Here is a 20,601-nt window from a genome sequence, read left to right as displayed (position 1 = left end):
TAAATTTTTATTAACCATGTTAAATAGTGGGGTGGATTCGTAATTTTTATGGAATTATTAGTTATACCCTATCTTTTTTAGGGGTATTTGTTTTTTGCTAAAAAACCCGACTTATAATTTTTATATTTGTAATAAAAATTAAATAAAATGGCTATACTACGATTTCATGCCTTAAAACAAACTTTAGACAGGGCGCCTGTATATATAGAAGAGAAAGATAGACGCTCTAGTGTGTTTGGAGCGAATGTTTTTAATGAAGCTGCTATGCGTCAGTATTTAACTAATACGGCATATAATGAAGTTATGGATGCCATTTTAAAAGGTTCTAAAATAGACCGATTAATTGCCGATCATATTTCTACAGGAATGAAGGAGTGGGCTATTTCTAAAGGAGCCACGCATTATACACATTGGTTTCAACCGTTAACAGGTGCAACTGCCGAAAAGCATGATGCGTTTTTTGAAACTATTGGAGGTGGAGCTGCTATAGAGCGTTTTGGAGGTGGAGAGTTAGTGCAACAAGAACCAGACGCTTCTAGTTTTCCTAATGGCGGAATTAGAAACATGTTTGAAGCTCGCGGATATACTGCATGGGATCCGACTTCTCCTGCATTTATTTACGGAACAACCTTATGTATTCCTACTGTATTTGTGTCGTATACAGGTGAAGCTTTAGATTATAAAACACCTCTTTTAAGAGCATTACAGGCTGTAGATAGTGCCGCTGTAGCTGTTTGTAAATATTTCGATAAGAATGTAAAGAAGGTTAATGCTTCTCTGGGGTGGGAACAAGAATATTTTTTAATAGATAAAGCTTTGGTGGCTTCGAGACCAGATATTGTAGCTACCGGACGGACTTTATTAGGACACTCGTCTGCAAAAGGGCAGCAGTTAGAAGATCATTATTTCGGAACCATTCCTAATCGTGCGATGTCTTTTATGCGAGACTTAGAACATGAATGTATGTTGTTAGGGATTCCTGTAAAAACGCGTCATAACGAAGTGGCTCCGAATCAATTCGAGTTAGCTCCTATCTATGAAGAAGCTAATTTAGCAGTAGACCACAACTCTTTGTTAATGGATTTAATGCACAAGACTGCCGAACGTCATAATTTTAAAGTCTTGTTTCATGAAAAGCCTTTTGCTGGTGTAAATGGATCTGGAAAACATAACAACTGGAGTTTAAGTACAGATACAGGAGTAAATCTTTTGGCGCCAGGAAAAACGCCAATGAGTAATCTTCAGTTTCTTACCTTTTTTATAAATACCATTAAAGCGGTAAATGATAATGAAGAATTATTAAGAGCAGTAATTGCGTCTGCAAGTAATGACCATCGATTAGGTGCAAACGAAGCGCCTCCAGCAATTATTTCTGTCTTTATTGGAGCACAGTTAACAAAGGTATTAAGTGAGCTTAAGAATGTAACAAGTGGTAAATTGTCTCCCGAAGAAAAGACGGAACTTAAACTTAATGTTGTCGGTAAGATTCCAGAGATTATGTTAGATAATACAGATCGAAACAGAACCTCGCCATTTGCCTTTACAGGGAATAAATTTGAATTTAGAGCCGTAGGTTCTAAAGCGAATTGCGCAAACCCGATGACCATTTTAAATTCTATTGTCGCTAAGCAGCTTATCGATTTTAAAGCGGAAGTAGATGTGCTTATCGAAGAAAAGGAGATGAAGAAAGATGATGCTGTATTTAATGTGTTGCGGGAGTATATTAAAAAATCTAAAAACATTCTTTTTGAAGGAAATGGATATGGTGAAGCTTGGGAAATTGAAGCTAAGAAACGTGGTTTAAGTAATAATAAATCGACGCCAGAAGCTTTAAAAGTCAGAATCTCTAAAAAAACTTTAGACCTATTCGATGGATTAGGTGTGATGAATAAAGTCGAGTCGGAAGCGAGATACGAAATCGAGATGGAAGATTATGTGCACCGCATACAGATAGAAAGTCGCGTTTTAGGAGATATTTGCAGAAGTCATATCGTGCCAACAGCTGTGCGTTATCAAAATATTTTAATTGAGAACGTAAAAGGAATAAAAGAAATTTACGGTGCATCGTTTAAAAAAGTAGCAAAAGAACAATTAACCTTAATTGAAGATATTTCGGGGCATATAGAATCAATAAATTCTAAAGTCACTAAAATGATCGATACTAGAAGGAGTATTAATAATGAGGCAGATTTAGAAAAGAAAGCACTTGATTATTCATACAAAGTGAATCCTATGTTTGCCGAAATTCGTTACCATTGCGATAAATTAGAACTGCTAATAGACGATGAGTTATGGCCGTTAACAAAATATAGAGAACTGTTGTTTATAAAGTAGTAAAAACCGGTGGGCTGTTTCCTGATCTATTTGTTTTTAAGGTGTTTTATTGCGTATGTGATTTGTGAAACGGTAATACTGTAAGATTATATTATTTTAAAGGTGCTATTTATGTGTTTTTAATAAAACACTGTAAATTTTCGGAAAGTGGATTCTTACAGTATAGTGCGTAATTTCTAACGTTGTAGTGTGCTTTGTCTGTCAAAAGTGTGTGTTGTCGAAAACTTGTTAGTAATGAGGTGGTTATAAGATTGTGTGCTAGTGTTTTTTATATATTTACAACGCTATTAATCTATACAATTTAATTATGAAACAGCTCATTGTTAGTGTGCTGTTGCTTTTAGTTGCTACTTTTGTGTTTTCTCAAGCCGAAATTGATTCACAAGAAGAAAATACTACAAAGGAAGCTTTAATGGAGCATCAGGTGCACGAAGAAAAATCGCTAGCTAACCTTTCTGGATAAGGATTCTTACTAGTAAAAATTTAAAGTGTAATGTTTACGAACCTTCAAACGTCTTTTTTTTAATGGATGTCTGGAGGTTTTTTTTGCCTTCGATTTTCCTGTTAATTATCATAAAAAACTAATTTACAATGCGTACTTTTGTAAATCATTTTCAATTAAAAAATCATATGAGTCAAGAAGTCAGTAAGCGATATGCGCAACGAGGAGTTTCAGCTTCAAAATCAGATGTTCATAACGCTATAAAGAATATTGATAAAGGATTGTTTCCTAAGGCATTTTGTAAAATTGTACCAGATTATTTATCTCAAGACGAGGCATACTGTTTAATTATGCATGCAGATGGTGCAGGTACAAAAAGTGCATTAGCTTATATGTATTGGAAAGAAACTGGAGATATTTCGGTTTGGAAAGGGATTGCTCAAGATGCACTAATCATGAATATAGATGATTTGCTATGTGTGGGAGCAACCGACAATATTATGTTGTCTTCAACAATTGGTCGAAATAAGAATGTAATTACAGGAGAAGTTCTTTCAGCAATAATTAACGGTACTGAAGAATTAATTGAAGACCTAAAGTCGTTTGGAGTCACTATTCATTCTACGGGTGGTGAAACGGCCGATGTAGGAGATTTAGTAAGAACGATAATTGTAGATTCTACAGTAACAGCTAGAATGAAGCGTGAAGATGTAATCGATAATGCTAATATTAAGGCAGGCGATGTTATTGTTGGTTTAGAATCTTTTGGTCAAGCGACTTACGAGAAACAGTATAATGGAGGTATGGGTAGTAATGGATTAACATCTGCAAGACACGATGTGTTTCATAACTATTTAGCCGATAAATTTCCTGAAAGCTTTGATGCTGCCGTGCCTAGCGATTTGGTTTATTCTGGAAATATGAAGCTTACAGATGCGGTTGCCGACTCTCCTTTAGATGCTGGTAAGTTGGTATTGTCTCCAACACGTACTTATGCTCCTATTATAAAAGCGATACTTTCAAAATATAATAAAGAAGATATTCATGGGATGGTGCACTGCTCTGGTGGGGCTCAAACAAAGATTCTTCATTTTGTAGATCAATTTCATATCATTAAAGATAATTTATTTCCAATTCCACCGTTATTTAAACTCATTCAAGAACAGTCAAAAACTGACTGGAAAGAAATGTATCAGGTGTTTAATTGCGGACACCGTATGGAAGTTTATGTTGCGCCTGAGGTTGCAGAAGACATTATAGCTATATCTAAGTCTTTTAATGTTGATGCTAAAATTATTGGACGCGTAGAGGCTTCTGCACAGAAGCACTTGACTATAGATAGTGAATTTGGTCTTTTTAAGTATGAATAATTAAATGCTTTATTAAGGCTTTAATTGAGTTTGATATAATATGAAATATATTGTTTTTTTTCTTTTTTCTTTTTTGGTTCAGGGTGTCTTTGCTCAACCGGATTCATTGTATATAAAGAAAAAAAAAGATGCCGATCCTCTAGAAACACCTAAATGGGTGAACAAAAATAAAGCGGGAGTCGATGTAAACGAAGTGGCTTTTATAAATTGGAGTTCAGGGGGTAGTAATTCCATTTCTGCAATTGTTAGTGGGAGTTCAAAATTAGATTACACCTATCGAAACTTTATTTGGAATAGCAGTTTAAATACGCGTTACGGTATTAACCAACAAGAAAGTGAGCCTTTAAAAAAGACAGATGATTTGTTTGAGATAAACTCATCTATCGGGTATCAGAAATCTAAAGGTTCTATGTGGTATTATTCGTCACGTCTAAACTTTAAAACACAATACGCGAATGGATACTCGTATCCTGATACATCCAATCCAATTTCAAAATTTATGGCTCCAGGTTATATGTTTTTTGGGGGTGGTATGGAATATGGAAAAGATCTTAAACGACTTTCTCTGTATGCTTCTCCGTTAACCTTTAAGTCTACTTTTGTGCTCGATGAAAGATTAGCGAATGCAGGAGCATTTGGGGTAACACCAGCGGTTTATGATGACGAAGGGAATGTACTTATTCCTGGGGATAAGGTAAGAGAGGAACTTGGTATCTTGATTACTAATTATTACGAACTGGATGTTGCGAAAAATGTGATGTTAAAAAGTACGACTAATTTGTATACGGATTATATAAATAGTTTTGGAAATGTAGATGTGGACTGGGAGGTTGTTATGGATTTTAAAGTGAATAACTTTATAAAGGCAACTTTAGGGTCGCACCTTAAATACGACAACGATGTTAAGACTTTGGTGGTGATAGATGAAGAAGCCAGTGAGTACGGTGAAGGCGGGGCTAAAGTGCAGTGGAGACAGATCTTAGGTATTGGTTTTGTTGTAGATTTTTAATATTTTTATTCTTATAAAGTTTTATTTATTTGTTAACTTTTTTATGTTGATAAATTATTAATACATTGTTCTTTAGTGTATTATGTGTTTTTATTGAAAACTTTTTGTATTCTGAAGTGTGATTTATTTCAAACACTTGCCTATATTTGTGCTCTGAAAAATATTCTAGTAACTACAAAAATTAGCAAGACAATGAAAGTAGACTCCTTACCTATTCAACGACAAACTTATACACAAGAAGAGGCTTTCGAAGCGGCTTTAAAATACTTTAAAGGAGACGATTTAGCGGCCAGAGTTTGGTTAAATAAATATGCTCTTAAAGATTCGGATGGAAATATTTACGAGTTAACTCCAAACGATATGCATCACAGGATAGCATCAGAAATTGCTAGAATAGAAGTTCGTTATCCTAATCCATTATCTGAAGAAGAAATTTTCGATTTAATTAAAGATTTCAAATATATCGTTCCTCAAGGAAGTCCGATGGCTGGGATTGGTAACCCGTTTCAAATTGCATCACTTTCAAATTGTTTTGTAATAGGAAATAGTGGTGATTCTGACTCTTATGGAGGAATCATGAAAATAGACCAAGAACAAGTACAATTAATGAAACGTCGTGGAGGGGTAGGTCATGATTTATCTCACATTCGTCCAAAAGGTTCTCCTGTAAAAAATTCAGCATTAACATCTACAGGTATTGTGCCTTTTATGGAGCGTTACTCAAATTCGACTAGAGAAGTTGCTCAAGACGGACGTCGTGGTGCTTTGATGTTATCTGTATCTGTTAATCATCCCGATTCAGAAGATTTTATCGATGCGAAGTTAGAGCAAGGTAAAGTTACTGGAGCTAATGTTTCGGTACGTATCGACGACGAGTTTATGAAAGCTGTTAAGGCCGATGGAGAATACACTCAGAAATATCCAATTTTTAGTAAAAATCCTAAATTTACTAAAACGATTCAAGCCAATGGCATTTGGAAAAAGATTGTTCATAACGCATGGAAATCTGCAGAACCAGGAATTTTATTTTGGGATACTATAATTAACGAGTCTGTTCCAGATTGTTATTCAGAATTTGGTTATAAAACGGTATCTACAAATCCGTGTGGTGAAATTCCTTTATGTCCTTACGATTCTTGTCGTTTGTTAGCAATCAACTTGTTTTCATATGTTGAAAATCCTTTTACTAAAGCGGCTGCTTTCAACTTTGAATTATTCAGTAAGCACATTGCCGTTGCGCAACGTATTATGGATGATATTATTGATTTAGAATTAGAGAAAATCGATGGTATTTTAGCAAAGATTGAAGCAGATCCGGAATTAGATGTTGTAAAAGCCACAGAGAAAAATCTTTGGGAAAATATTAAAAATAAAGCTGAAGAAGGAAGAAGAACAGGTATCGGTATCACTGCAGAAGGAGATATGTTGGCTGCTTTAGGTATTCGTTACGGTAGTGAAGAAGGAAATGCATTTTCAGTTGAAGTACATAAAAAATTAGCAATTGAAGCGTATAGAGCTTCAGTATATACAGCTAAAGATCGTGGTGCTTTTAGTGTTTACGATGCTGAATTAGAAAAAGACAATCCATTTATTCTGCGTCTAAAAGAAGCAGATAGTAAATTGTACTACGACATGTTAGAATACGGTCGTCGTAATATTGCTTTATTAACTATTGCGCCTACGGGAACAACAAGTTTAATGACGCAGACAAGTTCAGGAATCGAGCCTGTGTTTATGCCAGTTTACAAACGTAGACGTAAAGTTAATCCAAACGATAAAAATGTACGTATAGATTTCGTAGATGAAGTTGGGGATTCTTGGGAAGAATATGTGGTGTTTCATCACCGTTTTAAACAATGGATGGAAGTAAATGGTTTCGATTTGTCTCTAAACTATTCTCAAGAAGAAATAGATGCATTAATAGCAAAATCGCCATATTATAAGGCAACATCTAACGATGTAGACTGGTTAAGTAAAGTGTCTATGCAGGGTGCTGTTCAGAAATGGGTCGATCACTCTATTAGTGTAACCATAAATTTACCAAACGATGTTTCTGAAGATTTAGTAGGTCAGTTATATTTAAAAGCTTGGGAAGTTGGTTGTAAAGGGGTCACCGTTTATCGCGACGGATCTCGTGCAGGAGTTTTAATCTCTAACGAAGAGAAAAAAGAAGAAGATGAGACTACCGATGTCTTAACAACATTCCCTACAAAGCGCCCTCAAGTTCTTGAAGCAGACGTAGTACGTTTTCAAAATAATAAAGAAAAATGGATTGCCTTTATCGGTAAAATAGATGGTAAACCTTACGAAGTATTTACGGGGTTAACAGATGATGAAGATGGTATGATAATTCCGCGTTGGGTAAACGAGGGGTTAATTATTAAGAACAGAAACGACGACGGTACACGACGATACGATTTTCAATATCATAACAAAAGAGGTTACAAAACCACTATCGAAGGGTTATCTCATAAGTTTAATCCGGAGTTCTGGAATTATGCTAAATTAATATCTAGTACATTACGTCATGGTATGCCGATTGATAAAATTGTAGACTTAATTAATAGTTTACAATTAGACAGTGAATCTATAAATACGTGGAAAAACGGAGTGGTGCGTGCATTAAAACGTTTTGTTGCAGATGGAACACAAGTAAAAGGGCAAACCTGTAGTAATTGTGATTCTGAAAATTTAATTTACCAAGAAGGCTGTCTTACATGTAAAGATTGTGGATCTTCTAAATGCGGTTAATATAAAAGAGCTATAGCGCTTTATGAGGCGAGAGGAAACTCTCGCTTTTTTTTTAACCTTTTAGGAATAAAGGATTGGTTAAAAAATGAGATTTAAATACATTTGATTTTATAGAACACATGATTGCTAAAAAAACAAGTATAATAGTATTGGCGTGTACCATGGTACTAATAAATTTTTTTATTATTACTCAGTTTACGGCGTTCGATTCTAGGTTAGTAAGAAACATTACGACTTTAGCTTTTTTTATACTCTATATCTTTTTCGGAGGATTAAAGAAAACTAAATTAACAATTGTTTTTTCTCTGTTTATTCTAACAGATGTTTGCATCCTGTTTTACGATAACCTTATCTATAATAGCCTGGTATCGGTGTTAAAATCTATAGGGCTAGCCGTTCTGAGTTGGCATCTATTACCTAAATTCAAAATAGTGTTTGAAAGTAAGAAATCTACAGTTGGAAGTTTACTCATTATTATCTTTAGTGGTATTCTATTTGTAGAGCTACTAGACTTAGCCATCATGAAATTTTCCGATAACTTGCATATCTTTTTGTATGCTTGTTGTGCCCTTTTGTATATTATATTACTGATTTTAGTGGTCAATTATAATTTTAGATATAATTCCATTCGGTCTATAGTCTGCTTGTTTTGTGTGTTTTCTTTGGCGGCATCAGATCTTTTGGCCTTTATTTCCTATTATCTAGAAGTAGGTGTATTTTATTATCCAACACGGTTGTTTCATATATTAGGTGTAACACTGTTTACGGCCTACGCTGTACTACCCTTTAAAAAAGAAGAATTACTTATTCATGGTTAGTTATCTTCAATCTATTTCTTTACATTTAATTATGCTATATTATGTATTTAATATACATATGTAAAATTCATAAATTATCGTATTTTTGCACCACAATTTAATAAGGTAGATGTTAGACAAGTTACAAATAGTAAAACAACGTTTTGATGAGGTTAGTGATTTAATCATTCAACCAGATATTATTACAGACCAAAAACGTTATGTACAGTTAAATAAGGAGTATAAAGACTTAAGAGGTTTAATGGATAAACGTGAGGAGTATATCTCTTTAACGGAAAACATAAATGAATCTGAAGAAATTATATCAGATGGGAGTGATGCTGAAATGGTGGATATGGCCAAAATGCAACTAGATGAAGCTAAAACACGCATACCTGAATTAGAAGAGGAAATTAAAGTGATGCTAATTCCTAAAGATCCAGAAGATTCTAAAAATGCTGTAGTCGAATTACGTGCTGGAACAGGTGGAGATGAAGCGAGTATTTTTGCTGGAGATTTGTTTAGAATGTATTCTAAATATTGTGAAGCTAGAGGATGGAAAGTAGATACGGTAGATTATAGTGAAGGAACTAACGGCGGATTTAAAGAAATTCAGTTTGAAGTTACTGGTGAAGATGTGTACGGAACGTTGAAGTTTGAAGCTGGTGTGCACCGTGTACAACGTGTGCCACAAACAGAAACTCAAGGGCGTGTGCATACAAGTGCAGCCACAGTGATGGTTTTTCCTGAAGCTGAAGAATTTGATGTTGAAATTAATCCGAAAGAAGTAAGAGTCGATTTTTTCTGTTCATCAGGACCAGGAGGACAATCGGTAAACACAACCTATTCGGCAGTGCGTTTAACGCATATTCCAACAGGATTAGTGGCGCAATGTCAAGATCAGAAATCACAACATAAAAATAAGGAAAAAGCATTTAAAGTATTACGTTCTCGTTTATACGAAATGGAATTAGCTAAAAAGAACGCGGCTGATGCAGAAAAACGTGGTTCAATGGTAACTTCTGGAGATAGAAGTGCTAAAATTAGAACCTACAATTATTCGCAAGGACGTGTTACCGATCATAGAATTGGATTAACACTGTACGACTTAGGAAATATTGTAAATGGTGATATTCAGAAAATAATAGATGAATTGCAATTGGCAGATAATACTGAAAAGTTAAAAGCTAATGACGATCTCATTTAATCTAAGGTATTAGGTTTTTGGTTTTACGAATATAAATTTTAATGAGAAATTTTAGAGAATTAGGTATTTGGAAAGATGCAGTAGCTCTTGTAAAAGAGGTCTATGAATTAATTAAACAACTTCCTGAATCTGAAAAATTTGGCTTAAAATCTCAAATGTCTAGATGTGCAGTGTCTATTCCTGCTAATATAGCGGAAGGTTGTGCTAAAGACTCCCAAAAGGATTTTGTTCGTTTTCTTCAAATTAGTTTAGGTTCTGCTTTTGAATTAGAAACACACTTGATAATTTGTCGAGAACTTTCATTTATTAGTGAAGGAGATGAGTTGTTATTGACTGAAAAAATTAATCAACTTCAAAAGAGAATTAATGCTTTAATGAAGTATTCCAAATCTAAATATTAATCGAAGCTCTAACACCCAAAACCTAACACGCAAGACTTAAAAAGCATGACCCAAAACCAATTAGTAGAGCAAATCCGATTAAAAAAATCATTCTTAGCCATTGGTCTAGATGTCGATTTAAATAAAATTCCAAAGCATTTATTAGAAACTGAAGATCCAATCTTTGAGTTTAATAAAGCGATAATAGATGCGACGCATCATTTATGTGTGTCTTATAAACCGAATACAGCATTTTACGAAGCTTATGGTTTAAAAGGTTGGAAAGCGTTAGAAAAGACGATTAATTATTTAAATGAAAATTATCCAGAAATTTTTACAATAGCTGATGCTAAACGTGGAGATATTGGTAATACAAGTACAATGTACGCCAAAGCTTTTCTTGAAGATTTAGCTTTCGATAGTGTTACAGTTGCACCCTATATGGGGAAAGATTCGGTAGAGCCCTTTTTAGCTTTTAAAAATAAGCATACTATTCTTTTGGCATTAACGTCTAATCAAGGTGCTTTCGATTTTCAAACGAAAACGATAGATGGTAAGGAAGTATACAAACAGGTTTTAGAAACCTCTAAAACTTGGGATAATTCAGAAAACCTGATGTACGTTGTTGGTGCTACAAAAGCAGAGTATTTAACGGATATCAGAAAAATAATTCCAAATAGTTTCTTATTAGTTCCAGGAGTTGGTGCACAAGGCGGAAGTTTGCAAGACGTATGTAAATACGGTATGACAGATAATGTTGGCTTGTTAATTAATTCTTCACGTGGAATTATTTATGCGTCTAACGGAACGGATTTTGCTGAAGCGGCTGCTAAGAATGCAAACGTACTTCAACAGGAAATGGAAGCGATATTAAATTCAAAATAGTGTATTCGTGACTAGCTTTAGGGATCAGTTACATAGAACGTTTCAATTACATGAAGTTCCACAGCGTATTGTGTCCTTGGTGCCGAGTCAGACGGAATTATTGTGTGACTTAGGACTGGAGGAAAACATAGTTGGAATTACTAAATTTTGCGTGCATCCCAATCATTTATTGTCTACAAAGAAAATTGTAGGGGGCACAAAACAAGTCCACTACGATAAAATTAAAGCATTACAACCCGATATTATTTTATGTAATAAAGAGGAAAATGCTAAAGATATGATTCTTGAATTAGAGAAAATTGCTCCAGTTCATATTTCAGATATATACACCATAGAAGATAGTTTAGAGTTAGTATCTATGTACGGTGAGATTTTTAATATTTCGGAACAAGCAAATACCTTAATAGAAGGCATAAAAAAAAGTAAGTCAGAATTCGAAGATTTTATATCTATAAAACCCATAAAAACGGTTGCTTACTTTATTTGGAAATCGCCATGGATGGTTGCTGGGAACAATAATTTTATCAATCACTTATTGTTTCAAAATAAACTAGATAATGTTTTCGCAAACGAAAACCGATATCCTGAAGTGGATATTCAAAATAGCACCGTAACACCCGATCTAATATTTTTATCTAGCGAGCCTTTTCCGTTCAAAAAGGAACATAAAAAAGAGGTTCAAGCGTATTATCCAAATTCCAAAATAATAGTGGTCGATGGAGAAATGTTTTCTTGGTATGGCTCTAGATTATTAAAGGCTTTCGACTATTTTAAAAAACTTAGCGAAATATGTCATTGTTATTAGCTTCCACACGTATCATCTGTTTTTTTAGCTTATTCGCTTCGAAATACAAATAATCACTTAAACTACTATCTGTTTGCATGACGTTATATGCTTCTTCTACAAAAGACTTATATAAATTCTGTAATTCTTCTATTTTTAAAAGCTTCTTTAAATTTGGCTTTACCTTTCCTACTCTACTAAATTGATTTTTCATAATATTAAGTTATTTGAATAAGATAATGTAAAAACCGTGCCAAGAACTTCAAGGATTAGTTAATAAAACTATAATCTTTTAGGATGTCGGGAAATTGCTTTCTCCGCGATATAAATACTCTAATCGATTTAATTTATTTAATAATTTAATCGCTTTATATTCAGAAATGTCACTCATTGCCGCATCTGTCTGACGAAAATTATATGCCCTCTCAATAAGTTGTTTGTAACGTTTATTGAGTTTTTGCTTATTTTCTTTTAGGAGATCATTTTGTTTCATCTTATTGGTTATTAGTGTTTTAAATATACGCTAAAAAAAATGAATGCATCAGGTGGTAAATCATAAAATTTACCAAAAAAAAACAACTCTAAAAATAGAGTTGTTTCGAATTGATTACAAATGCCATTAAACGATCTGAAATATTTTATAGGTTTTTAAATCTTTAAAAAATTATTAGTACCGTTTACTTTTGTGGTCCTAAGCTTAATGTTTTAATCTTGTAGCTCGAATACGGATTGTAATAACTTAGTCGATCTGGCTGCTGTAGATTTTCTAATTTCTTTTTCCTCAACAGCAATCATTTTGTAAACTCCGCTTAAAGCTTCGTTAGTAACATAATCCGTTAAATTTGGATTCACCTGCGACACAAAAGGCATGCTGTTATATTTAGAAATTATGCCGGTCCAAACTTTATCGGCACCTACTTTTGTAAATGATTCGTTTATTACGGGTTCAAACTTTTTATAAAGTTCCGTTTGAGTTTTTGCTGTTAAATAAGTCGTTGCAGCGTCTTCGTTTCCGAGTAAAATGGTTTTAGCATCATCAAAAGTTATTCCTTTTACAGCTTCAACAAAAATAGGAGTTGCTTCTTTTACTGCGTCTTCTGCAGCACGATTTAATACTTTTATACCTTCGTCCGCTAAATTACCTAATCCCATTTTTCGTAAACCGCTGTCTACTTTTTGTAATTCGGCAGGCAACATAATTTTCACTAAGTCATTTTTGTAAAAACCATCTGTTTGGGTTAATTTATTAACTTGATCTTCAATACCTAAATTTAAGGCTTCTCTTAGTCCAGCAGCAATATCTGTATTAGACATGTTTATTAGCGATGATGCGGTTGAAGAAGTTGAAGACGTAGATGACGTTGAAGTTGATGTTGCTTTTTTAAATGAATTAGCAAGATCGTTTAAGGTTTGAGCAGAAGCGTTTAAAGTAAACACTGTCATGCAGGCTAAAATAATATGTTTCAAAAGTTTGTATTTAAGATTTCAACAGCAAAAATATGTGTATAATTTTAAAAAAATGCATAAATTTAGATGAATTCGATGTTAAAAAATAAAAATGGTCTTCGATAAAATAGTGGTAACACATCGATTTTTAGGCAACAAACATACCAAACCGTATAGTAAATATGATGGTGGATTATGCGCATAAAATTCAATAAACAGAAATAATAATGAAAGGGAATCAACTTAAAATGGTTAGTTTTTCTAGCAAAGGCTATAAAAAAGAACTAATTATTTCGACCGATCAGGTTGAGGTTATGCAAGCATTTTTGATTGAAATTTTGTCCTGCGATGTCATGATTATTAATACGAATATTGGAATTGATGTTTATTATAACCATATTAATAATCAGAAGAAGCAAATTGAAAATGCGTTCCTTATACTATTAGCAAAAGAGCACAGAAGTCTTTTAGATTTTTTCAGTTCCGATTTAAATTCTAAAGATGAAATAACGCTTAAAATTCATCAGTATTTTAAGCGTTTAATAAATCATCCGCTATTGTTTAAAAGCTACTCTAAAAGTTTGTGCTATCAGATCAATATCAATTACGCTAAAAACGCTAAAATTATTGAAGCCTTATTTTTGATCTGGCAGGACGAATTATTACGTCTAAACGATACAGATATTAAAGTTTATATTTTACGGACGTTCTTATCTAATTTGCAGTTAACCTATATACAGCAATCGTGTAAACCGGAATTACAGGATTTATTAAGATCTGTTATAGATGCAGAGCGCAGTAATTAATAAAAAATAAGCGTCTTATTATTAAACACCATCACTTTTCTGTTTAAATGATGTTTAATCGCGTTAGCCAATACTATTTTCTCCAAATCACGACCTTTAGCAATTAAATCATCTATAGACTGTGTATGCGAAACTCTTGCGACATCTTGTTCTATAATTGGTCCAGCATCTAAATCCTCGGTCACATAATGACTTGTTGCTCCAATAATTTTAACACCACGTTTATAAGCAGAATGATACGGTTTTGCTCCTACAAAGGCAGGTAAAAACGAATGGTGAATATTAATAATTTTATTTGGATATTCGCTAATTAGCTTTGGTGATATAATTTGCATATATCGAGCTAAGACGATAAAGTTTACCTTATGTTCTTTTAGTAATTCTAATTGCTTAGCTTCTGCCTCAGGCTTGGTATCTTTGGTAACCGGAACATGATAGAAAGGAATATTAAAACTATCGGCAATAGGTTTTAAATCCAAGTGGTTACTTAAAATAAAGGGAATGTGAACATTTAATTCTCCAGATTTATAACGTCCTAAAATATCATATAAGCAATGGTCGTATTTAGATACAAAAAGGGCCATTTTGGGCTGAACTTCAGACGTATAAATGCGCCATTTCATTGAAAATTGTTTAACCAATGTACTTTTAAATGCGTTTTTTAAATGCTCTAAATCCAAAACATCTGTTTCGAATTCACTTTCTAAACGCATAAAAAATATATTCTGCTCGCGATCTACATGTTGATCAATATATATAATGTTTCCGTTGTTTTCCGCGATAAAATTAGATACAGCTGCGATGATTCCAGATTGGTCATTGCAGTGCATTAATAGTGTGATTTTATTCATTCTAATAGGTTTCAATAAAAGATTAAAAATAGTTAAATTTTGAACGCATACACTATTAGAAATGCTTTTAGATATATTAAGTTAAATACAAGTTATTTTTGAATATTCCGTAAATTGCGTCTCAATTAAATAGTTTTTATTGATAATGAGACAAATAGATCCTTACAAGCCAACATATAAAGTACGAATAGTAACCGCAGCTTCCCTTTTCGATGGGCATGATGCGTCTATAAATATCATGCGACGCATAATTCAGTCAACTGGAGTAGAGGTAATTCACCTTGGACACGATCGTAGTGTAGAAGAAGTTGTAAATACCGCAATCCAAGAAGATGCTAATGCGATTTGTTTAACATCTTATCAAGGTGGGCATAATGAATACTTTAAATATATGTTCGATTTGCTTAAGGAAAAAGGCTCAGAACACATCAAGATTTTTGGTGGTGGAGGTGGAGTGATATTGCCTTCGGAAATCAAAGAACTAATGGATTATGGTATTTCTAGAATCTATTCGCCAGATGATGGTCGGGAACTTGGACTGCAAGGTATGATTAACGATTTGGTTAAGCAAGCAGATTTTGCGGTAGGAGATCAATTGAATGTAGATGTAGAAAAATTGGGAGAGAAGAATTCAAAAGCTATTGCTAGAATAATTTCTTCTGCTGAAAATTTTCCTGAAGTATCTAAAGAGACCTTAGAAAAGATTCACACTAAAAATAAGACCTCTAAAACTCCCGTTCTCGGAATTACAGGAACTGGAGGTGCTGGTAAATCGTCTTTAGTAGATGAATTAGTACGTCGTTTTCTTGTCGATTTCCCAGAGAAAACCATCGGATTAATTTCTGTAGATCCTTCAAAACGAAAAACAGGAGGAGCACTTCTTGGAGATCGTATTCGTATGAATGCGATTAATAATTCTCGTGTGTATATGCGTAGTTTGGCAACACGTCAGTCTAATTTGGCTTTGTCTAAACATGTGAATGAAGCGGTTGAAGTGTTGAAAGCAGCCGAATATGATTTAATTATTCTTGAAACATCAGGTATTGGACAATCGGATACCGAAATTATAGAACACAGCGACTTGTCACTATATGTTATGACACCTGAATTTGGTGCAGCGACACAGTTAGAAAAAATCGATATGTTAGATTTTGCCGATTTGGTGGCGATTAATAAATTCGATAAACGTGGTGCTTTAGATGCTATTCGCGATGTGAAAAAACAATATATGCGTAACCATAATATGTGGCATGCAGATCCGAATACGATGCCTGTTTTCGGAACAATCGCTTCACAATTTAACGATCCAGGAATGAATACGCTATATAAAGCTATTATGGATGGTTTGGTTGATAAATTGGATGCCGATTTAAAAACTAGTATCTCCATTTCTAAAGAAATGAGTGAGAAAATTTATGTGATTCCTCCAGCAAGAACACGTTACTTATCAGAAATCGCAGAGAATAATCGTGGCTATGATAAAACAGCAAATGATCAAGTTGAAGTATCTCAGAAATTATACGGAATTTATAAAACGATTTGTTCTGTAGGTGATGTCACTTTGAGCGCAGTCGAAAAGTCTTTCATTGGAAAATTAGGACTTGATCAAGACGAAATCCTAAAGGAAGTTCATGAGGATAAAAAGGATTTCGTTAAAATGCTTATCGCTGAATTCGATCGCGTAAAATTAAATTTAGATCCGTATAATTGGGAAATTATTACCGGTTGGGATGCTAAAGTCAATAAATACAAAAATCCTATTTACTCCTTTAAAGTCAGAGATAAGGAAATTAAAATAGAAACTCATACCGAGTCGCTTTCACATACTCAAATCCCTAAAGTCGCTTTACCAAAGTATCAAGCTTGGGGAGATATTTTACGTTGGTGTTTGCAAGAAAATGTACCAGGAGAATTTCCGTACACTTCAGGATTATATCCGTTTAAAAGAACCGGTGAAGATCCAGCACGTATGTTTGCTGGAGAAGGTGGACCAGAACGAACTAATAGACGATTCCATTATGTAAGTGCAGGTTTACCTGCAAAACGTTTATCGACAGCTTTCGATAGTGTGACGTTATATGGTAACGATCCCGATTTACGTCCAGATATTTATGGAAAAATTGGTAATGCCGGAGTAAGTATTTGTTGTTTAGACGATGCTAAAAAACTGTATTCGGGTTTTAATTTAGCCGATGTGATGACGTCTGTAAGTATGACGATTAATGGGCCTGCTCCTATGTTACTTGGCTTTTTTATGAACGCCGCTATCGATCAGCAATGTGAGATTTATATCAAGGACAACGGATTAGAAAAAGAAGTTGAAGCAAAAATCAACAACATTTATAAAGTTAAAGGTGTAGAGCGTCCTATATATAACGGAGAACTACCTGAAGGTAACAACGGATTAGGTTTAATGCTTTTAGGTGTTACTGGAGACGAAGTGTTACCTGCCGATGTCTATTTAGATATTAAAACAAAAACCATTGCTCAAGTTAGAGGAACCGTTCAAGCCGATATTTTAAAAGAAGACCAAGCGCAAAATACTTGTATTTTTTCTACGGAATTTGCCTTGCGTTTAATGGGTGATGTACAAGAGTATTTTATCGATAATAATGTCCGTAACTTCTATTCGGTGTCAATTTCTGGATATCATATTGCTGAAGCAGGTGCCAATCCAATCACGCAATTGGCATTAACCTTATCTAATGGTTTCACTTATGTGGAATATTATTTAAGTCGTGGAATGGACATCAATAAATTTGGTCCGAATTTATCGTTCTTTTTCTCCAATGGAGTCGATCCAGAATATGCTGTAATAGGTCGTGTTGCGCGTAAAATTTGGGCGAAAGCTTTAAAACAGAAATACGGTGCAGATTCTAGAGCCCAAATGCTGAAATATCACATTCAGACGTCTGGGCGTAGTTTACACGCTCAAGAAATTGACTTTAATGATATTCGTACAACACTTCAAGCATTGTATGCGATTTACGATAATTGTAATTCACTACATACGAATGCATACGATGAAGCAATTACCACGCCAACCGAAGAATCTGTGCGTCGTGCTATGGCCATTCAGTTAATTATAAACAAAGAATTAGGATTAGCTAAAAATGAAAATCCAATTCAAGGCTCTTTCATTATTGAAGAGCTAACCGATTTAGTAGAAGAAGCTGTGCTGTTAGAATTCGACAGAATTACAGAACGTGGTGGCGTTTTAGGAGCTATGGAAACCATGTATCAGCGTAGTAAAATACAGGAAGAAAGTTTGTATTACGAAACGTTGAAGCATAATGGTGATTTCCCAATTATTGGGGTGAATACCTTTTTAAGTTCTAAAGGATCTCCAACAGTTATCCCGAAAGAAGTGATTCGTGCTACAGAAGAAGAGAAACAATTTCAGATTAAAACGCTAGAAAATCTTCATAAAGGAAATGATACTGCTGAATTATTAAAAGACCTGCAGCATAAAGCGATTCATAACGAAAATATTTTTGATGCACTTATGGATGCGTGTAAAGTGTGTTCTTTAGGTGAAATTACAGAAGCATTATTCGAAGTGGGCGGACAATACAGAAGAAACATGTAATAGTAAAGTATAATTAATCCTGTGAAAAACCTCAAATCTATCCGATTTGAGGTTTTTTGTGTTTTAAAAGGTTTAAAAACGTGATTTATTAAATAGAAATATCAGTCTTTAAGTGAATTCTATAGTCCACTCTTAAAAAAGTATTTATGCAACAGTTAATTGGATTACTATAAGGGTGTTAAAAAGTACAGTAATTCTATGGGGCATTACACTTTAAAAAGCGCGATTAATTTTCAATTAATATTAGCGTGTGTTTTCTGTTAATCCGATAATGTTGTGTTAATGCAGGTAACATTTAGATAGCGATATAGTAACCAAACTACCTTACTTACGTAACAAGATTTTACGGTGCTAATAATAGATTTGTTCACAACTAAAAAATCAACTAAAACTTTAAATTATGAACAAAATTATTAGAATTTTTCTTTTATCATTTGTACTAACAGCAACCAGCACATTAGTAGTAAGCTGTGATGTTGAAGATGGAAAAGATGGTGTTAATGGCGTAGATGGAACAGACGGTGCAGACGGAGAAGATGGTGAAGACGGAGAAGATTTAACGCTTGAAGACTTAATACCTTTAACAGCATCAAAAACTCCAAACTTACTAAAAGTAGAAAGTGCATTTTCATCAATTAACATTACAACCATTTTATCTTCTGAAGATAGATTAGAAAGCACTCCAGATTTCGTATACGGTTCTCTTGCAGATGGTGCAGGATTATTAGCTGAAAAAGATGGTAGCTTTACTTTAATAAACAATATTGAAGGTGATTATTCTATTGCACGCATAAAATTAAACTCAGATTTACAACCTATACATGGTGATTATATTGTGAATGCATTCGCAACAGCATTTACTGCACAATGTTCAGGAACATTAATTACTCAAGAAGAACATGGTTTCGGACCATTATATCTTTCAGGAGGAGAATGGGGAGGTTCATCTAAAGGTGTATTTGCTACAAATCCTTACAAATCTGCCGATGATGCAGATACTGCAATTATGTTACCTAAATTAGGACAATGGTCTACAGAAAATGCAGTGCCAATAGGTAAAGATGCGTATCCAAGTAAAACTGTTGTTTTTATTGGCGATGACCATTCAGACAATTCAGTACCTTCTGGTCAATTAGGAATGTATGTAGGAAGCCGTGGAAATTTCGATAATGGTAAATTATACGGATTAAAAGTAACAAGTGCTGGTATCGATTTTGAAGCTCAAATGGCTGAAGGCACAGAATACGAAGCAGAATTTGTTGAATTAGAAGAAACTCAAATCGATTTATTAGATGCTGAAGCTAAAGCTAAAGGTGTTATGGGATTCTCTAGATTAGAAGATATCGACTGGAGAAGAGGTTCTGCTGCCAACCAAAGAGAAATTTACTTTTGTGTAACAGGACGTTACAGTGCAGATTTAGTAGGTAAAGGAAGTTTACTAGGTCGTGTGTACAAAGTAGTTTTAAATGAAGAAGACCCAACAGGTCCTGCTAAAATCACTTGTGTTTTAGATGGTGATATTGTAGGTGGTAAAGCAGATGGTTTCCATTCGCCAGATAACATTTTAGTTACAGAAAACTATGCATATATTCAAGAAGACCCGAACGGTTATGCATCTTTAAATTCAGCAATTTCTGGTTTTGCAAAATTATACCAATACAACCTATCAACAGGAGAAATTAAAACTGTTTTAGAATGCGACCAAGACTATGCAGAATCTATAGGTTACGGTACAGCGTCTTCAATGTGGGAAATTACAGGAATGATTGATGTTACAGATGTTGTAAATAATGGTGAAAACACTTTTATGGTAATGACTCAGAATCATGGTTGGAATGCTCCAGATGGAACATTTTTTACAGACCCAAAAGCAAATTCAGTTTTAGAAGGCGCGACTGCAACCAACGAAGGTTCTGTTTTATTCAAAATAACTGGACTAGATAGATAAGA

At 34.1% G+C, this 20,601-nt stretch carries 17 protein-coding genes; 13 read left to right on the top strand and 4 right to left on the bottom strand.

The features are described from left to right. Positions 1-147 precede the first annotated feature (147 nt). The 10 genes from ACFFVB_RS15960 (at position 148) to ACFFVB_RS15915 (ending at position 11,980) form a co-directional block, all read left to right on the top strand. Entirely contained in the window at positions 148-2,334 is a 2,187-nt protein-coding gene (locus ACFFVB_RS15960; RefSeq protein ID WP_382384226.1) for a glutamine synthetase III family protein, read from the top strand. A 307-nt stretch (positions 2,335-2,641) separates the two neighbouring features. Beyond that, positions 2,642-2,797, top strand: a complete 156-nt coding sequence (locus ACFFVB_RS15955; protein ID WP_382384225.1) for a hypothetical protein — start codon at positions 2,642-2,644, stop codon at positions 2,795-2,797. Between the two features lie 167 nt (positions 2,798-2,964). After that, a complete protein-coding gene (locus ACFFVB_RS15950; protein WP_382384242.1) occupies positions 2,965-4,146 on the top strand; it encodes an AIR synthase related protein in 1,182 nt (393 codons plus the stop codon). A 106-nt stretch (positions 4,147-4,252) separates the two neighbouring features. Beyond that, positions 4,253-5,155 (top strand): DUF3078 domain-containing protein, encoded by a 903-nt coding sequence (locus ACFFVB_RS15945; protein ID WP_382384224.1) that lies wholly within the window; start codon positions 4,253-4,255, stop codon positions 5,153-5,155. Positions 5,156-5,347: 192 nt separating this feature from the next. Then, positions 5,348-7,906: an adenosylcobalamin-dependent ribonucleoside-diphosphate reductase gene (locus ACFFVB_RS15940; RefSeq protein WP_382384223.1), complete on the top strand. Its 2,559-nt coding sequence runs from the start codon at positions 5,348-5,350 to the stop codon at positions 7,904-7,906. A gap of 119 nt (positions 7,907-8,025) precedes the next feature. Further along, on the top strand, positions 8,026-8,724 hold the full coding sequence (locus ACFFVB_RS15935; protein WP_382384222.1) for a hypothetical protein: 699 nt from the start codon (positions 8,026-8,028) through the stop codon (positions 8,722-8,724). A gap of 109 nt (positions 8,725-8,833) precedes the next feature. Continuing rightward, complete coding sequence (prfA, locus tag ACFFVB_RS15930; protein WP_382384221.1) at positions 8,834-9,910, top strand: peptide chain release factor 1; 1,077 nt, start codon at positions 8,834-8,836, stop codon at positions 9,908-9,910. Between the two features lie 41 nt (positions 9,911-9,951). Then, positions 9,952-10,311, top strand: coding sequence for a four helix bundle protein (locus ACFFVB_RS15925; protein ID WP_382384220.1), 360 nt, complete (start codon positions 9,952-9,954; stop codon positions 10,309-10,311). A gap of 45 nt (positions 10,312-10,356) precedes the next feature. Next, positions 10,357-11,175 (top strand): orotidine-5'-phosphate decarboxylase, encoded by an 819-nt coding sequence (pyrF, locus tag ACFFVB_RS15920; protein ID WP_382384219.1) that lies wholly within the window; start codon positions 10,357-10,359, stop codon positions 11,173-11,175. Between the two features lie 7 nt (positions 11,176-11,182). Next, positions 11,183-11,980 (top strand): ABC transporter substrate-binding protein, encoded by a 798-nt coding sequence (locus tag ACFFVB_RS15915; protein ID WP_382384218.1) that lies wholly within the window; start codon positions 11,183-11,185, stop codon positions 11,978-11,980. Here the strand turns inward: ACFFVB_RS15915 and ACFFVB_RS15910 are convergent. The 3 genes from ACFFVB_RS15910 to ACFFVB_RS15900 form a co-directional block, all read right to left on the bottom strand. Beyond that, the gene (locus ACFFVB_RS15910; RefSeq protein ID WP_382384217.1) at positions 11,955-12,173 is read right to left on the bottom strand and encodes a Lacal_2735 family protein; all 219 of its coding nucleotides are present in this window, start codon (positions 12,171-12,173) and stop codon (positions 11,955-11,957) included. The genes ACFFVB_RS15915 and ACFFVB_RS15910 overlap by 26 nt on opposite strands. Before the next feature lie 78 nt (positions 12,174-12,251). Further along, positions 12,252-12,452, bottom strand: a complete 201-nt coding sequence (locus ACFFVB_RS15905) for a Lacal_2735 family protein (RefSeq protein ID WP_382384216.1) — start codon at positions 12,450-12,452, stop codon at positions 12,252-12,254. Positions 12,453-12,664: 212 nt separating this feature from the next. Beyond that, complete coding sequence (locus tag ACFFVB_RS15900) at positions 12,665-13,426, bottom strand: DUF4197 domain-containing protein (protein ID WP_382384215.1); 762 nt, start codon at positions 13,424-13,426, stop codon at positions 12,665-12,667. 206 nt (positions 13,427-13,632) lie between these two features. Here ACFFVB_RS15900 and ACFFVB_RS15895 point away from each other — a divergent pair, with 206 nt between their 5' ends. Further along, entirely contained in the window at positions 13,633-14,211 is a 579-nt protein-coding gene (locus tag ACFFVB_RS15895) for a hypothetical protein (protein ID WP_382384214.1), read from the top strand. Here ACFFVB_RS15895 and purU read toward each other — a convergent pair. Beyond that, positions 14,208-15,062, bottom strand: coding sequence for a formyltetrahydrofolate deformylase (gene purU, locus ACFFVB_RS15890; RefSeq protein ID WP_382384213.1), 855 nt, complete (start codon positions 15,060-15,062; stop codon positions 14,208-14,210). The genes ACFFVB_RS15895 and purU overlap by 4 nt on opposite strands. Positions 15,063-15,207: 145 nt before the next feature. On the opposite strand from purU, the gene ACFFVB_RS15885 reads away from it, so the two are divergent. Both ACFFVB_RS15885 and ACFFVB_RS15880 read left to right on the top strand, forming a co-directional pair. After that, positions 15,208-18,651, top strand: a complete 3,444-nt coding sequence (locus ACFFVB_RS15885; protein WP_382384212.1) for a methylmalonyl-CoA mutase family protein — start codon at positions 15,208-15,210, stop codon at positions 18,649-18,651. Between the two features lie 400 nt (positions 18,652-19,051). Then, positions 19,052-20,599: a PhoX family protein gene (locus tag ACFFVB_RS15880; RefSeq protein WP_382384211.1), complete on the top strand. Its 1,548-nt coding sequence runs from the start codon at positions 19,052-19,054 to the stop codon at positions 20,597-20,599. The last annotated feature ends 2 nt before the right edge of the window (positions 20,600-20,601 follow it).

It is taken from the genome of Formosa undariae, assembly GCF_042427615.1.
Classification (GTDB): Bacteria; Bacteroidota; Bacteroidia; order Flavobacteriales; family Flavobacteriaceae; genus Formosa; species Formosa undariae.
The sequence above is the reverse complement of the archived record's forward strand: the minus strand, read 5'-3'. Positions and strand labels throughout refer to the sequence as shown.

Bases quoted from the DNA above. Each gene is read 5' to 3' on its own strand.
- ACFFVB_RS15960 (WP_382384226.1), top strand. From the start codon at position 148: ATGGCTATACTACGATTTCATGCCTTAAAACAAACTTTAGACAGGGCG.
- ACFFVB_RS15955 (WP_382384225.1), top strand. From the start codon at position 2,642: ATGAAACAGCTCATTGTTAGTGTGCTGTTGCTTTTAGTTGCTACTTTT.
- ACFFVB_RS15950 (WP_382384242.1), top strand. From the start codon at position 2,965: ATGAGTCAAGAAGTCAGTAAGCGATATGCGCAACGAGGAGTTTCAGCT.
- ACFFVB_RS15940 (WP_382384223.1), top strand. From the start codon at position 5,348: ATGAAAGTAGACTCCTTACCTATTCAACGACAAACTTATACACAAGAA.
- ACFFVB_RS15935 (WP_382384222.1), top strand. From the start codon at position 8,026: ATGATTGCTAAAAAAACAAGTATAATAGTATTGGCGTGTACCATGGTA.
- prfA (WP_382384221.1), top strand. From the start codon at position 8,834: ATGTTAGACAAGTTACAAATAGTAAAACAACGTTTTGATGAGGTTAGT.
- ACFFVB_RS15925 (WP_382384220.1), top strand. From the start codon at position 9,952: ATGAGAAATTTTAGAGAATTAGGTATTTGGAAAGATGCAGTAGCTCTT.
- pyrF (WP_382384219.1), top strand. From the start codon at position 10,357: ATGACCCAAAACCAATTAGTAGAGCAAATCCGATTAAAAAAATCATTC.
- ACFFVB_RS15910 (WP_382384217.1), bottom strand. From the start codon at position 12,173: ATGAAAAATCAATTTAGTAGAGTAGGAAAGGTAAAGCCAAATTTAAAG.
- ACFFVB_RS15905 (WP_382384216.1), bottom strand. From the start codon at position 12,452: ATGAAACAAAATGATCTCCTAAAAGAAAATAAGCAAAAACTCAATAAA.
- ACFFVB_RS15895 (WP_382384214.1), top strand. From the start codon at position 13,633: ATGAAAGGGAATCAACTTAAAATGGTTAGTTTTTCTAGCAAAGGCTAT.
- purU (WP_382384213.1), bottom strand. From the start codon at position 15,062: ATGAATAAAATCACACTATTAATGCACTGCAATGACCAATCTGGAATC.
- ACFFVB_RS15885 (WP_382384212.1), top strand. From the start codon at position 15,208: ATGAGACAAATAGATCCTTACAAGCCAACATATAAAGTACGAATAGTA.
- ACFFVB_RS15880 (WP_382384211.1), top strand. From the start codon at position 19,052: ATGAACAAAATTATTAGAATTTTTCTTTTATCATTTGTACTAACAGCA.